This window comes from Lentzea albidocapillata subsp. violacea, from assembly GCF_900100275.1.
Taxonomy (GTDB): Bacteria; Actinomycetota; Actinomycetes; order Mycobacteriales; family Pseudonocardiaceae; genus Lentzea; species Lentzea violacea.
In genome coordinates this window covers 290,393-303,546 of record NZ_FNET01000001.1, presented here as the reverse complement: position 1 = coordinate 303,546, position 13,154 = coordinate 290,393, and the positions used below count along the sequence as shown (strand labels likewise).

At 69.9% G+C, this 13,154-nt stretch carries 13 protein-coding genes and 2 pseudogenes; 7 read left to right on the top strand and 8 right to left on the bottom strand.

Going from position 1 to position 13,154, the window contains the following annotated elements:
• Positions 1-354 precede the first annotated feature (354 nt).
• Complete coding sequence (locus tag BLR21_RS01175; protein WP_143027568.1) at positions 355-534, top strand: DUF3040 domain-containing protein; 180 nt, start codon at positions 355-357, stop codon at positions 532-534.
• Here the strand turns inward: BLR21_RS01175 and BLR21_RS01170 are convergent.
• Entirely contained in the window at positions 506-850 is a 345-nt protein-coding gene (locus BLR21_RS01170) for a PALP domain-containing protein (protein WP_090003758.1), read from the bottom strand. The genes BLR21_RS01175 and BLR21_RS01170 overlap by 29 nt on opposite strands.
• Positions 851-908: 58 nt before the next feature.
• On the opposite strand from BLR21_RS01170, the pseudogene BLR21_RS01165 reads away from it, so the two are divergent.
• A pseudogene (locus BLR21_RS01165) lies at positions 909-1,399 on the top strand (MFS transporter); the annotation flags it as partial.
• Positions 1,400-1,487: 88 nt separating this feature from the next.
• Here the strand turns inward: BLR21_RS01165 and BLR21_RS01160 are convergent.
• The 3 genes from BLR21_RS01160 to BLR21_RS01150 are packed head-to-tail and all read right to left on the bottom strand — an operon-like array spanning position 1,488 to position 3,045.
• The gene (locus BLR21_RS01160) at positions 1,488-2,042 is read right to left on the bottom strand and encodes a hemerythrin domain-containing protein (protein WP_090003757.1); all 555 of its coding nucleotides are present in this window, start codon (positions 2,040-2,042) and stop codon (positions 1,488-1,490) included.
• A 12-nt stretch (positions 2,043-2,054) separates the two neighbouring features.
• Positions 2,055-2,717, bottom strand: a complete 663-nt coding sequence (locus tag BLR21_RS01155) for a hypothetical protein (protein ID WP_090003756.1) — start codon at positions 2,715-2,717, stop codon at positions 2,055-2,057.
• Between the two features lies 1 nt (position 2,718).
• Complete coding sequence (locus BLR21_RS01150) at positions 2,719-3,045, bottom strand: plasmid stabilization protein (protein ID WP_090003755.1); 327 nt, start codon at positions 3,043-3,045, stop codon at positions 2,719-2,721.
• Positions 3,046-3,126: 81 nt separating this feature from the next.
• Between BLR21_RS01150 and BLR21_RS01145 the strand changes: the two genes are divergently transcribed.
• From BLR21_RS01145 to BLR21_RS01135, 3 genes are read left to right on the top strand one after another with little or no spacing between them, the layout of a single operon-like run.
• The gene (locus tag BLR21_RS01145; RefSeq protein ID WP_090003754.1) at positions 3,127-4,311 is read left to right on the top strand and encodes a cytochrome P450; all 1,185 of its coding nucleotides are present in this window, start codon (positions 3,127-3,129) and stop codon (positions 4,309-4,311) included.
• Complete coding sequence (locus BLR21_RS01140; RefSeq protein ID WP_090003753.1) at positions 4,308-5,102, top strand: SDR family oxidoreductase; 795 nt, start codon at positions 4,308-4,310, stop codon at positions 5,100-5,102. Before BLR21_RS01145 ends, BLR21_RS01140 begins: the two co-directional genes overlap by 4 nt.
• Positions 5,102-5,698: a flavodoxin family protein gene (locus tag BLR21_RS01135; RefSeq protein WP_090004424.1), complete on the top strand. Its 597-nt coding sequence runs from the start codon at positions 5,102-5,104 to the stop codon at positions 5,696-5,698. Before BLR21_RS01140 ends, BLR21_RS01135 begins: the two co-directional genes overlap by 1 nt.
• A gap of 202 nt (positions 5,699-5,900) precedes the next feature.
• On the opposite strand, the pseudogene BLR21_RS44585 reads toward BLR21_RS01135, so the two are convergent.
• Positions 5,901-6,161 (bottom strand): annotated as a pseudogene (locus BLR21_RS44585) (phosphatase PAP2 family protein); the annotation flags it as partial.
• A 194-nt stretch (positions 6,162-6,355) separates the two neighbouring features.
• The gene (locus BLR21_RS01125) at positions 6,356-7,363 is read right to left on the bottom strand and encodes an NAD-dependent epimerase/dehydratase family protein (protein WP_090003751.1); all 1,008 of its coding nucleotides are present in this window, start codon (positions 7,361-7,363) and stop codon (positions 6,356-6,358) included.
• Between the two features lie 96 nt (positions 7,364-7,459).
• On the opposite strand from BLR21_RS01125, the gene BLR21_RS01120 reads away from it, so the two are divergent.
• Together BLR21_RS01120 and BLR21_RS01115 are read left to right on the top strand one after the other, a co-directional pair.
• Positions 7,460-9,715 carry a molybdopterin oxidoreductase family protein gene (locus tag BLR21_RS01120; protein WP_090003750.1) on the top strand — a complete coding sequence of 752 codons (2,256 nt, stop codon included), beginning with the start codon at positions 7,460-7,462 and terminating at the stop codon, positions 9,713-9,715.
• A complete protein-coding gene (locus tag BLR21_RS01115; protein WP_090003749.1) occupies positions 9,715-10,176 on the top strand; it encodes a hypothetical protein in 462 nt (153 codons plus the stop codon). Before BLR21_RS01120 ends, BLR21_RS01115 begins: the two co-directional genes overlap by 1 nt.
• Here BLR21_RS01115 and BLR21_RS01110 read toward each other — a convergent pair.
• Together BLR21_RS01110 and BLR21_RS01105 are read right to left on the bottom strand one after the other, a co-directional pair.
• Entirely contained in the window at positions 10,173-12,413 is a 2,241-nt protein-coding gene (locus tag BLR21_RS01110) for a GH92 family glycosyl hydrolase (RefSeq protein ID WP_176929396.1), read from the bottom strand. The genes BLR21_RS01115 and BLR21_RS01110 overlap by 4 nt on opposite strands.
• Before the next feature lie 21 nt (positions 12,414-12,434).
• A complete protein-coding gene (locus tag BLR21_RS01105; protein ID WP_256334366.1) occupies positions 12,435-13,043 on the bottom strand; it encodes a hypothetical protein in 609 nt (202 codons plus the stop codon).
• Between the last annotated feature and the right edge of the window lie 111 nt (positions 13,044-13,154).

The window sequence follows — 13,154 nt, the reverse complement described above, 5'->3', positions numbered from 1 at the left end:
CCCAAACGGAACCTCGACGGATTGTCGATCAGGACGGCTCCGGCATTAGCGCAATCACGCTGATTCGAGCTGGGCGGGAATGCGGTGGGACGGGTTTGACCGGCGGGTACCCCTTGGCCATGAGCCAACCAGTGCCGCCAGCGGAGCCCGTGCCGACCACGCCGGGCCCGGACCAGCCACGCCCCACCGGCCCCGACCAGCCCCAGCCGCCCGGCCCGGACCCCGATCCCCTGCGCCCGCCGGGGCCGGACCCGGATCCGCTACCGCCGGAACCAAAACCCACCTAGGAGTTTGAACCGCGAAAAGCCGGGTACAGGCACGGTGCCACTGCCGGACCCCACCCTGGAGCGCGCCATGGTCAGTCGAGAGGAACACCAGCGGCTCATCGACATCGAGGACCGCTTCCGCGTCTCCGACCCGGACCTGGCCCGCGCGCTGAGCGAAGGCCCCCACTCGCAGAGGAACCTGCGTCAGCGCGCGGCCGCCGTGCTGGCCTCGCTGGCGTTCAGGAAGCGACCGGGATCGGCCGGCTGACGGTCGCGTTCGGCGGCGCCTCCGCCCGGTTCCAGCGCATCCGGGACCACGGCAGGTCCATGTCGCTCAGCGTGCTGATCTGCCGTGGCCGCAGTTCGTCCGGCGCCGGGGCCTCGGCGTGCCGGGAGTAGGCCGCGTCGACGTAGCGGTGGCCGGTGTCCAGGGCCAGCACGACGACGTGCCGGTCCGGGTCCAGCCGCTGCTCCCACCGCGCCGCCAGGTACGCCGCCCCCGCCGACAGGCCGGCGAAGATCGCGTGTTCGCGCAGCAGGGCGACGCCGCCGGACAGCGCGGCGTCGAAGCCGAACCAGTGCACGGTGTCGTAGAGCGTGTGGTCGACGTTGCCGAACGGGATCGAGCTGCCGATCCCGGCGATGATGATCTCCCTGGTCAGCCGCGACCGCTACGACACCGAGGCAGTGCTCGCCGGAGCACTCACGGCGTACACGCTCGGCGCACTGGCGGGCGCTCTCCTCATCGCACGGTGGCGGCCGCGCCACGCGGGCTGGACCGCGCTGTTCGGCCTGGCGCTGTACGGATTCGCGCCGCTGAGCCTGCTGCTGCCGGTGCACCCGTTCGTCGTGATCGCCGCCTACGTCGTCGCGGGACTGGGCATCGAGCTGTTCAACGTGCCGTGGTTCACCGCGACCCAGCGCGAGGTCGAGCCCTCGAAGCTCGCTCGTGTGTCCTCTTTGGACTTCCTGACTCCTACGGCCTCGCGCCCGTCGGCCTGGCGCTGATCGCACCGGCGATCTCGTCGTTCGGCGCCACTGTGGTGCTGGCCGCCTGCGCGGTGATCTGCTTCGCCGCACCGGCACTGGCCGCACTCGTACCGTCGTCCCGCGACTTCGGGCCGCGCCGATGACGGTGCCTGCCGACGCCGGGCACAGACGTGCGGCCTGCCCGCGATACCGCGAGCAGGCCGCCACATCGAGTTCGTTCGTACCAGGCACTCAGGAGGAAGCGGCCTTCTGCAGTTCCTTGCGCAGCTGCTCCTTGGACATGCTCGAAACGCCGTCCAGCCCGAGGTTCTTGGCCTGCAGGAGCAGTTCCTCGCGCGTGGCCTGGCCCGGCATCTCGCCGAGGTGGTCGGCGCGGCTGCGCGCGAACGCCTCGCCGAGCTCGTAGCGGCGTTCCGCGCCGAGCCGCTTGCGCATGCCCGGCAGGACCGTCTTCTCCTCTTCCTCCACGTGGTGGGTGATGGAGTCGACGACGTCCTGCAGCGCCTTCTCGTACTGCGGCGAGTCGTAGTCGGTGTCGAGGAGCTTCGCGAGCAACCGCTCCGCCTCGGCGTGCTCCTCCTGGCTGTGCTGGACCTCGTCGTCCCCGCCCGCGGCCTTGGCCGCCGGGTAGACCTCGCCCTCCTCGGCGCGGCTGTGGGCGACGAGCAGGCCGCAGAGGACCGGGGTGAGCAGCGGCCGTTTCTCCGGGTGGTTCTTCAGCTCGTCGAACAGGCGCTCCACCTCGCGATGGTCCTGCATGATCAGGTCGACGACGTCGTACTGCATGGTGGTTCTCCTTCAGTTCGGGTGGTTCCTCGGATAGCGCGTGGAGATGGGCGCGAGACCGCGCCGTCCGATCCGGTCGAGCGCCACGCCGAAGCCGCAGATCACCACGAGCGCGACGACCGCCCCGATGACGATCGCCAACGTCAGGCCGGCGTTCAGGAGCCCTGCCACCGCACCGGCGACGACCCCGGCGTTGACCCCGTTGACGAGGTTCACCAGGCCGGGCACGCCCAGTGCGGTGCCGAGCAGCCGTGGCCGCCTGGCCTTGCGCCAGCCGGTCTGGCCGCCGTCGACCTCGACGCCGAGGGTGTCGTCGTGCAGCTGACGCACGAACGCGTCCCTTGTGGACGGTTCGAGTTCGGCGTAGACGGCCCTGATGCGGTTGATCCCCAGGCCCGCCTGGAAGTCCTCGATGGCCAGCTCCACCGTGCGGAACAGGGTGGCGAGCCCGATCAGGAACAGCGCGGTGAAGACGACCAGCAGCAACGTGAGCAGCACCGTCAGCGTCACCACCTGTGCGACGAACCCGAGAGCGATCATGGACGCGGAGATCGTCGTCAGCAGGTGGCCCGCCCGTCCCGTCGCGTCGGTGATCGTCGCCGTGCGGATCATCTGCAGCGTGTTGTGTTCCATCGTCAGGATCGTCAGCGCCGACGCCTTGTCCACGTCCTGCACGTCAGCGTCCGAGCGCGTTGGCGAGTTCTTTCTTCGTCATGGCGGAGCGGCCCTTGATGTTCTTCTTCTTGGCCTCGTTGTAGAGCTGTTCCTTGGTGAGGCCCTTCGGGCGGTTCGTGCCCGACCGCTGGCCGCCGCGCTTCTGCGGTGACATGTCCTTGGTGGACGACTTGCTCGCCGTCTTGGACTCACCGGCCTGGGCACGGTTCTTGTTCACCGTCCGCGCCGCGATCTCCTTCGCGCGCTTCGACGAGGCGCCCCGGTCCTCGGCCGAGTCCTTGATGTGCTCGTACTGGCGTTCACGTTTCGCATTCGATCCCGCGGGCATCACGACCTCCTGACTCGATGCTGGTCCGCGAATACCCCCGGTCAGGACGATTCACACCCGATCGACCGGGTAGCCAGGGTCATGGCGATCTCTTCCCGTCTCGACACCACCCGCGTGCTCGCGACAGTGCTGCTGCCCACCCTCGCCAAGGGCGTCATCGTCCGCAGGCCCGGCGTGATGGCGGCCGCCGAGAAGGTCCAGTCCGACACGAGGGCCATCGACACGATGCGGAGGCTGCGCGACCGCTACGGCCCGGAACCGGTGCGCCTGCGCATCACCGGTCGCAGTGTCGCGATGCTGGTCGACCCCACCGACGTGGGCAGGCTGCTCGCCGGGTCGCCGGAGCCGTTCGCGCTGGCCACGAAGGAGAAGAAGGCCGCCCTGAAACACTTCCAGCCGCACGGGGTGCTCATCTCGGAAGGGCCCGAACGGGACCGGCTGCGCCGGCTCAACGAACGCGCGCTGCGACCGGAGAACGTGCCGGCGGAGGCGATCGTGCGCGACGAGGCCGACCTGCTCACCCGGCACGTGATGAGCACCGGCGAGCTGACGTGGGAGTCGTTCAACCAGGCGTGGTGGCGCATCGCGCGCAGGATCGTCCTGGGCAACGGCGCCCGCGCCGACGACCGGCTCACCGACGACCTGAAGGCGCTGCGCGAGAACGCCAACTGGGCCTTCCTGCACCCGAAGCAGCATGGGCTGCGTGAGCGCTTCCAGCGCCGGCTCGACGGGCACCTGGCCCGGCGCGAGGACGGCAGTCTGGCCGCACAGCCCGGCGACCTGTCCGGTCAGGTGCCGCACTGGCTGTTCGCGTTCGACGCGGCCGGGATCGTCACGCTGCGCGCGCTGGCCATCGGGGCGCGCGGCATGAACGGCATCCTGGAGTCCGCGCGGTTGTGGCCGACGACGCCGGTGATCCTGCGGGAGAGCACGATCGCCACCCGCTGGCACGGCACGTGGCTGCCGGAGAACACCGAGTTCGTCGTGTTCACGCCGTTCTTCCACCGCGACCCGGACAGGCTGCCGTTCGCCGACCGGTACGCCCCCGAACTCTGGGACGGCCCGCGCGACCCGGCGATCGTGCCGTTCAGCGCGGGGCCCGGCGAGTGCCCCGGCCGTGACCTGGTGCTGACCACCGCCGCGACGATGCTGGACACGCTCTCCGAGCACCTCGCGTTCCCCACGCTGAGTGCTCCGCTGCCGGGCACGCTGAACCACTTCGGCCTCCGCATACCGGCCGAGCCGACGGGTACTCGCGTCTCATGAACACACCCCGCTACGCCGTCGTGACCGGATCGGACTCCGGCATCGGCAGGGCCGTGGCCGTCGCGCTGGCAGGCGGCGGCGTCGACGTGGGCATCACGTACCACGAGGACGCCCCCGGAGCCGAGAAGACCGCCGAGGAGGTCCGCGAGGCCGGTGCGCGCTGTGCGGTGCGGCAACTGGACCTCACCGGCCTGCCGGACGCGGCCGGCGTCGTGGACGAGCTCGCCGCCGAACTGGGCGGCGTCGACGTCCTGGTGAACTGCGCCGGCACCGGGAGCAGCCAGAAGGCGCTGGACATGCCGTTCGACACCTGGCGCTCGGTGCTCTCGGTAGACCTGGACGGCGCGTTCCTGTGCTGTCAGCGTGCGGCCAGGCACATGATCGAGGCCGGTCGCGGCGGACGGATCATCAACATCACGTCCGTCCACGAACACCTGCCCCGCGTGGGCGCAGCGCCGTACTGCGCCGCGAAGGCCGGGCTCGGCGCGCTCACCGAGGTGCTCGCGCTCGAACTGTCCGAGCACGGCATCACGGTCAACTCGGTGGCACCGGGCGAGATCTCGACGCCGATGACCGGCCAGGAGGACGTCGACCCGCACACGCAGCCACGTCCGGGCGTGCCGCTCGGCAGGCCCGGCAGTGCGCACGAGGTCGCGTCCGTGGTGGCGTTCCTGGCGACTCCGGCCGCGAGTTACGTGACCGGGGCGTCGTTCGTCGTGGACGGCGGGATGTCCCTGATGGGGCCGCAGGCGAGCCAGCTGATGACCGACGGGAAGTGGAGGCAGACCTGATGCGTGCCGTGGTGCTCAACTGCACCTTGAAGAAGTCACCGGAGAAGTCCAACACCGACCTGCTCGCCCAGGTGGTGATCGACGAGCTGACCAAGAAGGACGTCGAGGTCACCTCGTTCCGGCTGGCCGACCACGAGATCCCGCCCGGCGTCGTGACCGACCTCGGCGGCGGCGACGAGTGGCCGAACATCCACCAGTTGCTGCTCGACGCCGAGATCCTGGTGATCGCGACCCCGACGTGGGTCGGCCATCCGTCGTCGCTCGCGCAACGGGCGCTGGAACGGATGGACGCCATGATCTCCGAGACCGACGACCAGGACCGGCCGGTCGCCTACAACCGGGTCGCGGGCGTGGTGGTGACCGGCAACGAGGACGGCGCGCACCACGTGATCAGCGAGATCTGCGGCGCTCTCGGCGACATCGGCTACACGATCCCCGGCCAGGCGTGGACCTACTGGAACCGCGGCCCCGGCCCCGGTCCGAGCTACGCCGACACCGACGAGGGTCACGAGTGGTCGGAGAACACCGGCCGCACGATGGCCGCCAACCTGCACGCCGTCGCCCTGGCCCTGGCGGAACGCCCGATCCCGGCCTGAGCCAGCGCCACGAGCGCGCCGATCGCCTGGGGTCTGTATCGAAGTCTGGTTCGATGAGAGTCGCGCTTGAGGTGGTTCCTGGTGGTGCGGCCGGACGGCCCGCATACCGGTGTTGTATGTGGGTCGTCCGGCCGTGCCGCCAGGGGCCGCCTCGGGCCCGGCTATCGCGGACCAGACTTCGATACAGACCCCGACCGCCCAGGACGTCCGTCGGCCAGTGCACACGAGTCCTGAGGCGGCTGTAGGCGACCAGTAAGACCAGCGGTGTCACGAACAAGGCGGCCTCGCGGTCCGCCAGCGCGGTGGCGGTGCCGAACGCGGCCGCCGTCACCGCGTGCTTGGACGGGAACGACGACGAGTCCGGGTGTTCCGGCAGGGCCCGCCGCGCCGGCAGGTTCGCGGCCGGGGGCCGCCGCCGGTGCACGACCAGGCTCACGAGGTGCCCCAGCGGCATGGCGATCATGGCCGCGGTGAGCGCGCGTTTCGCGGTTTTCCTCTTGCCGCACAACGCGAGCAGCCCAGCGACCGGCAGCCACAGAGCACCACCCCGTGCGGTGAGGCTGGCCACGATGATGATCGGGTGCGGACGCCTGGTGGGCAACGCGTCGCTGTCGTGGAGAGAATCCTCGTCCAGTTCGTCCTCACCTGTCATGCGGCTCACCTGCCCAGAACCGGGCTGGCCGGAACCTCCCGCCCCTGTCCCAGCCCCCGCAGGATCGCCCTGAGCGCCTCCTGCGCGTCGAACTTCGGCTGCCAGCCGAGCTCCGTCCGGGCGCGCGACGCGTCGAGCAGCGGTGACTTCAGGGCCAGGTCGACCCATCCGGGCGGCGTGGGTTGCAGGCGCAGCCCCCACGTCACGCTCGCCAGTGACCGCATCAGCTTCGGCGGCACGGCGACGTGGCGACCACCAAGCAGCTCGGCCAGTGCCCGGGGCGTGATGACGGGGTCGGCGACCAGGTTGATCCCGCCGTGCGGCCGCTGCTCCAGGATCCGCGCCAGCCCGTCCGCGACGTCGTCCGCGTGCACGAACTGCAGCACCAGGTCGCGCGGAATCGGCAGGACGGGAATCCGGTGCCGGAACACGGCTTTCGGCACCAGCCTGCCGAGGAAGTAGTCGCGGATCTCGGAGCCGGCGTCATCCTGCAGGATCAGGCCGGGCCGCGGCCGGGAGATGAGCAGGTCGGACTCGAACTTGTTCAGCATGTGCTCCACGGCGGACTTGTGCCTGCTGTAGAAGGACGTCCTCACGCCGTCGACGGGCCACGACTCGTCGACCCGGCGGTCCTTGCTGCCGGGTGAGTACGCCCCGACCGACGACATGTGGACCAGGTGCGGCACGCGGGCCTTCGCCGCCGCGCTGAAGACCTGGGCGGACCCCGCCACGTTCGTCCGGTACAGCAGCCGCTCGTCACGCGAGGGCTGGATGAGCCATGCCAGGTGCACGACGGCGTCGGCCTGCTCGAACGCGACGCGCAGCACCTCCTCCGCGCCGGCCCGGCCGATCTCGACGGGCGTCCAGGGCACGCCACGGTACGGCGGCGCGTCCGCGGGCGGGCGCCGCGAGATGCCGTGCACCTCGACGTCCGGCACCTCGGCCAGCCTGCGCAGCAGCGCCGTTCCGACGTTGCCACTCGCTCCGGTGACGACGATCCTGCGTGCTGGCATGGTTCCTCCGAGTGTCGGCCTGTACAGGCGGGTACCCGTTCAGCTGACGTCGAGAACCGCCTGTTTTGTTCGGGCAACGCCGGGTACTGCCGATGAGTGGATCGCATCGCCGACGTATGGGGATCACGCACTCCGCACGGACGTGGGACGCACTGGCCGGTCCGGGTCGACCAGCAGCTCGCGGACGGCATCGCGGAGTCCGATGTGGACCGTTGGGTCCAGTCGGCGTGCGTGCTGTGCAGCAACGGGTGCGGCTGCGACATCGCGGTCAGGGACGGCAGGATCGTCGGTGTTCGCGGACGTGCGGACGACATCGTCAACCGCGGCAGGCTTGGCCCGAAAGGCCTCTACGGTTCGTGGCAGGCCCATGGCAAGGACCGTCTCACCACGCCGTTGCTCCACCGGGACGGCAAGCTGCGGGAAACCGACTGGGACACCGCGATGAGCGAGATCGTCCGGCGTTCCCAGGACCTCCTCGCCGAGAGCGGGGCGCTGTCGCACGGCTTCTACACCAGCGGTCAGCTGTTCCTGGAGGAGTACTACACGCTCGGCATGATCGGGAAAGCCGGCATCGGCACCCCGCACATGGACGGCAACACCCGGCTCTGCACCGCGACGGCCGCGGCGGCGCTCAAGGAGTCGTTCGGCTCGGACGGCCAGCCCGCCTGTCACGCGGACGTCGACCTGTGCGACGCCCTGTTCCTGTTCGGGCACAACATGGCCGCCACCCAGACCGTGCTGTGGGCGCGGGTGCTCGATCGGATGGCGGGACCCGGCAGGCCTCGGCTGGTCGTCGTCGACCCCCGGCGCACACCGACCGCCGAGGCCGCCGACGTGCACCTGGCGCCGTTGCCCGGCACGAACCAGGCGTTGCTGAACGGCCTGGTACGCGCGCTGATCGAGAACGGCTGGGTGGACCGCGACTACGTCGATCAGCACACGCTCGGCTTCGAGGAGCTCAAGGCCACCGTCGAGCCGTACACGCCGGAGCACGTGGCCGGGATCTGCCGCGTCTCCCCCGCCGACCTGGTGCGGACCGCCGAGATCTTCGGGACGTCGGACCGGGTGCTGTCGACCGTGCTGCAGGGCTTCTACCAGTCCCATCAGGCGACCGCGGCGTCGTGCCAGGTCAACAACCTGCACCTGCTGCGCGGCCAGATCGGCGGGCCCGGCAGCGGTGTGATGCAGATGAACGGCCAGCCCACGGCGCAGAACACCCGCGAGTGCGGCGCCGACGGCGACCTGCCCGGCTTCCGCAACTGGGACAACCCCGAGCACGTCGAGGAGCTCGCGCGGCTGTGGAACGTCGATCCGCTGACCATTCCGCACTGGGCGCCGCCGACGCACGCGATGCAGATCTGGCGGTACGCCGAGCAGGGTTCGATCAGGTTCCTCTGGATCTCCGCGACCAATCCCGCCGTCTCGCTGCCGGAACTGGGCCGCATCCGGGAGATCCTGCGCCGGGAGGACCTGTTCGTCGTCGCGCAGGACGCGTTCCGCACCGAGACGACCGAACTGGCGGACGTCGTGCTGCCGGCCGCGCTCTGGGGCGAGAAGCAGGGCACGTTCACGAACCTGTCGCGGGTGGTGCACCTGTCCGAGCAGGCCGTCGCACCGCCCGCCGGCGCCCGCAGCGACCTCGACATCTTCCTGGACTACGCGGACCGCATGGGTTTCCGCGACCGCAACGACGATCCGCTGATCAAGTGGAAGGACGCGGAGGGCGCGTTCGACGCCTGGCGCGAGTGCAGTCGCGGCAGGCCGTGCGACTACAGCGAACTGTCGTACGAACGGTTGCGCGGCGGCAGCGGAATCCCCTGGGGCGGCGAAAGGCTCTACGCCGACGGCGTGTTCCCCACCGCCGCCGGTTACTGCGAGGACTACGGCCACGACCTGCTGACCGGCGCGTCGACCACGCCGACCGACTACCAGGCCCGGCGGCCGGACGGGCGGGCGTTCCTGAAGGCCGCCGAGTACACGCCCGCGCCGGAGCAACCGAGCGACGAATACCCGTTCCTCTGCACGACCGGCCGCTCGGTCTACCACTTCCACAGCCGTACCAAGACCCGTCGCGCCCCGGAACTGCAGAAGGCGGCGCCGGATCCGTGGGTCGAGCTCTCCCCCGCCGATGCCGACGAACTCGGCCTGAGCGAGGGCGATGTCGTCCGGGTCGAGTCCGAACGAGGTTTCGTCGAGGTTCCGGTCCGCATCGGACGGTGCCGCGACGGCGTGGTGTTCCTGCCGTTCCACTATGGCTTCCAGGCCGCCAACGAGCTGACGCCGACGGAGTGGGACCCGGTCTCCAAGCAGCCCCTGTTCAAGATCAGCACCGTGCGGATCAGGAGGGTCTGATGCACCTCGCCACCTACCTGGGGCTGCTGCACACCTCGCTGGGAACACTCGCCGAGGCGTTCCGCGAGGTCGCGAAGGGCCACGGCGACGAGCCGGACGTCGAGCACACCTGCGAGGTGCTCGCGTCGCGGATCGACGGCCAGGCCGAGCAGCTCTCGCCGATCGTCGACCGGTACGGCGAGCACCGCGAGGCCGAGCCGGAACGCCTGCACGCCGCGGAGTTCGAGCAGACCCGCACCGGCGGCGTCGGCCTGCTGCGCGACCTGCAGGACCTGTACGCGCTGTCGTCGTTCACCGACATCACCTGGACCGTCGTCGGCCAGGCGGCGCAGGGCCTGCGCGACAGGGAGCTCATGGACGTCGTGAGCGCCTGCGAGCAGGACACGGCACGGCAGCTGGCGTGGTTGAAGACGCGGATCAAGCAGAGCGCCCCGCAGGCGCTGATCGTGGCGAAGGACTAGTCACCTTCAAGACGCGAGACGAGCACTCCTCCGTGCTTGACGAACGCCTCGGGCAACCAGGGCTGGTCGATCCTGCGGCCGTTCCACCGCGTCTCCTGCACGTAGACGCCCGGTGTGCCGGTGGCGAGGATCGTGATGTTCTTCTTGGTGATCCGGGCCTTCGGGAACATCGGGCTGGAGACGTGCAGTTCGGCACTGCTCGGCGTGCGCGGGTACAGGCCGAGCGCAGCGAAGACGTACCAGGCCGACATGGTGCCGAGGTCGTCGTTGCCGGGCAGGCCGGACGGACCGGTGCGGTAGACGAGCCTCGCCATCGCGCGCACGGTCTCCTGGGTCTTGCGTGGCTGCCCGAGCTCGTTGTAGATCCACGGCGTGTGGATGCCCGGTTCGTTCGTCGGGTCGTACCGCAGCGCGTCGCCGCCCGTCGCCCACGAGCCGTCCGCGCGCTTGAAGAAACCGTCCAGCCTGGAAGCCGCGACTTCCTTGCCGCCCATGGCCTCGGCCAGGCCTTGGACGTCGTGCGGCACCATCCACGTGTAGGTGGCGCTGCTGCCCTGCGCGAAGCCCCGATCCGAGGCCGGGTTGAACGGCGTCACCCAGGTGCCGTCGGCGTTGCGGGCCTGCTGGTAGCCGGTGGCCGGGTTGAAGGTGTTGCGCCACCAGCCCGCGCGCTGTTCCATCTCCTCGCTGGGGCGGTCGAGCCTGCGGCCCAGGTCGGCGAGCGCCTGGTCCGCGACGGAGTCCTCGAGGGTCTCGGCGGCGCCTCCCCAGCAGTGGCAGGTGTCGTGCGGGGCGTAGCCGAGCCGCATGTACTCGGCGAGGTTCGGGCGCTGGCCCTCGCACTGGCCGGGGCAGCCCTTGTCGGACAGCCCGTCCGGGTGCGGGACGGTCGCCTGGCGCAGCAGTGAGTCGTAGGCCGCGCGCACGTCGAAGTTCTTGGCGCCCATGGCGTACATGCCCGCGATGGCCGGGGCGGACGGGTCGCCGGTCATCACGTGCGTCGGGCCGGTGATGTGGACCCAGCGGTCCCACACGCCGCCGTTCTCGCGCGAGGTCTGCAGCAACGACTGGGCGTAGCCGCTCGCGACGTCCGGTGCCAGCAGGGCGAGCAGCTGGGTGTGGGCGCGGTACTGGTCCCAGCCGGAGAAGTTGCCGTACCGCACCTCGCGGCCCACGTCGCTGATCACGTTGGGCTGCAGGAAGGTGTGGTAGAGCGCGGTGTAGAAGATCGTGCGCTCGGCCGCGGTGCCGCCATCGATCTCGACCGCGCGCAACTGTTTCGCCCAGGCCTTCTTCGCTTCCTTCGCCACCTCCGCGACGGACGCGCGCTTCGGGATCTCCGTCGCGAGGTTGCGCTTGGCCGCGTCGAGACTGGTGTAGGAGATGCCGACGCGCATCCGCACCTGTTTGTCCGCAAAGGACACGTATCCGCCGGACCCCTTGCCTGCGCGCGCACTTCCGGTCAGGTAGCCCTCGCCGCCGCTCGCGGTGGTGCTGCCGGGCCTGAGTTCGCTGTTCACCCACGTGCCGTGAGCCGAGATCGGGCGGTCGAACGACGCGGTGAAGTGCAGGCGGTAGTAGGTCTTCTGGTTGTTCGTGCCGCCGTTCGCGCGCCGGCCGCAGAACGCTCCGGTGAGCACCGAACCCGAGACGGAGTTCGTCGCCGGGTCGATCATGATGTCGGCGTCCTCGCTGCCGTTGAGCGAGTTCGACGTCCGGAACAGCAGCGAACCGTTGACCGGAAAGGTGAACTCGCCGATGCCCGCTCGGGTCGTCACGGAGAGGTCGGCCGTGGCACCCGACTTCAGACCCACCCGGTAGCGGCCTGCCTCGGCCTTCTCGTCGGCGTGGGAGAAGTCGCTCGCGAAGATCTGGTCCCTGGTGTCCGCGGTCGGCGACGAGGTGATGTCACCGACGTGCGGCATGATCGGGATGTCCCCGGCGGCACCGGGATGGCAGCCCGCGCCGTTGACGTGCGTGAGGCTGAACCCGCGCACCCTCGTCGCGTCGTAGGCGTAACCGTTGGCAGCGCCCGTGTTCGTCTGGTCGCCACGGGTCGACGTCGGACTCCACGAGATCATCCCGAACGGCCGCACCGCGCCGGGATAGGTGTTGCCGCCGCCCGCCGAGCCGATCAGCGGGTCGACGTAGCGGGTGTCGTCTCTCACCGCCGCACTCGCGGGAGTCGCCAGCGCGGCGGTGAGGACAGTGACCAGGAAGACCGGGAGCGCTCTCACGTCCGGGACGATAACCGGATCTCAGTAAACGCAGGGTGGCCGGTAGCCGTCGATCTTCAGGCTCCGGAACTCCAGATCGTTCTTCGTGTTGCCGACGAACACCAGGCCACGGGCGTCGTCGAGCGCGTCGGCGAGCGGGTAGGACGGCTTGCCGAGCGCGGGCAGATATGTCCAGTTCTTTGTCTTGAAGCTGAAGAACCGCTGCACGAGCTTGCCGCCCGTGGACGGCACCTTGGTGACCCACTTGTCGCCACCGCTCCAGAACGACGCGGGCCGCAACTGGATGTGGAGGTCGTCGGTGGCGCGGTAGGTCATCCAGAAACCGGCCGACTCGGACAGGTCCGCCTCGGCCTCGAACCTGTTCCCCAGCCACACGACCATCACAGCCCAGTCGTCGGCCAGGAACCTGATCTTCGCCGTGTGCCCGTGCCGTCCCTTGGGCACGAGGATGCTGCCGGTCGCGGGCTCCGTGGCACCTTCACCACTGGCGATCCACTGCTGCAACCGGTCGATGGACGGGGTGGCGCACTCGCGGCCGTGCGAGGCGTTCGCCGCCGCCGTCGAACTGAGCGTGAACAGCACCGCGCACGCGATCACCGCGACGCGGCCGAACGTCGATTCCAAGCGCATCTGGCGGACCGTAGCGGACATTGGTTTAAACCATTTCCGTTCACCGTTGACACGGTCTCACCTGGTTACCTGGACAGCGGATTGTGAGGGCCGCCCACCAGGTTCACAGTG

Excerpts from the sequence above, each read along its gene's own strand:
- BLR21_RS01175 (WP_143027568.1), top strand. The coding sequence starts at position 355 with ATGGTCAGTCGAGAGGAACACCAGCGGCTCATCGACATCGAGGACCGC.
- BLR21_RS01160 (WP_090003757.1), bottom strand. The coding sequence starts at position 2,042 with ATGCAGTACGACGTCGTCGACCTGATCATGCAGGACCATCGCGAGGTG.
- BLR21_RS01150 (WP_090003755.1), bottom strand. The coding sequence starts at position 3,045 with ATGCCCGCGGGATCGAATGCGAAACGTGAACGCCAGTACGAGCACATC.
- BLR21_RS01145 (WP_090003754.1), top strand. The coding sequence starts at position 3,127 with ATGGCGATCTCTTCCCGTCTCGACACCACCCGCGTGCTCGCGACAGTG.
- BLR21_RS01140 (WP_090003753.1), top strand. The coding sequence starts at position 4,308 with ATGAACACACCCCGCTACGCCGTCGTGACCGGATCGGACTCCGGCATC.
- BLR21_RS01135 (WP_090004424.1), top strand. The coding sequence starts at position 5,102 with ATGCGTGCCGTGGTGCTCAACTGCACCTTGAAGAAGTCACCGGAGAAG.
- BLR21_RS01125 (WP_090003751.1), bottom strand. The coding sequence starts at position 7,363 with ATGCCAGCACGCAGGATCGTCGTCACCGGAGCGAGTGGCAACGTCGGA.
- BLR21_RS01115 (WP_090003749.1), top strand. The coding sequence starts at position 9,715 with ATGCACCTCGCCACCTACCTGGGGCTGCTGCACACCTCGCTGGGAACA.
- BLR21_RS01105 (WP_256334366.1), bottom strand. The coding sequence starts at position 13,043 with ATGCGCTTGGAATCGACGTTCGGCCGCGTCGCGGTGATCGCGTGCGCG.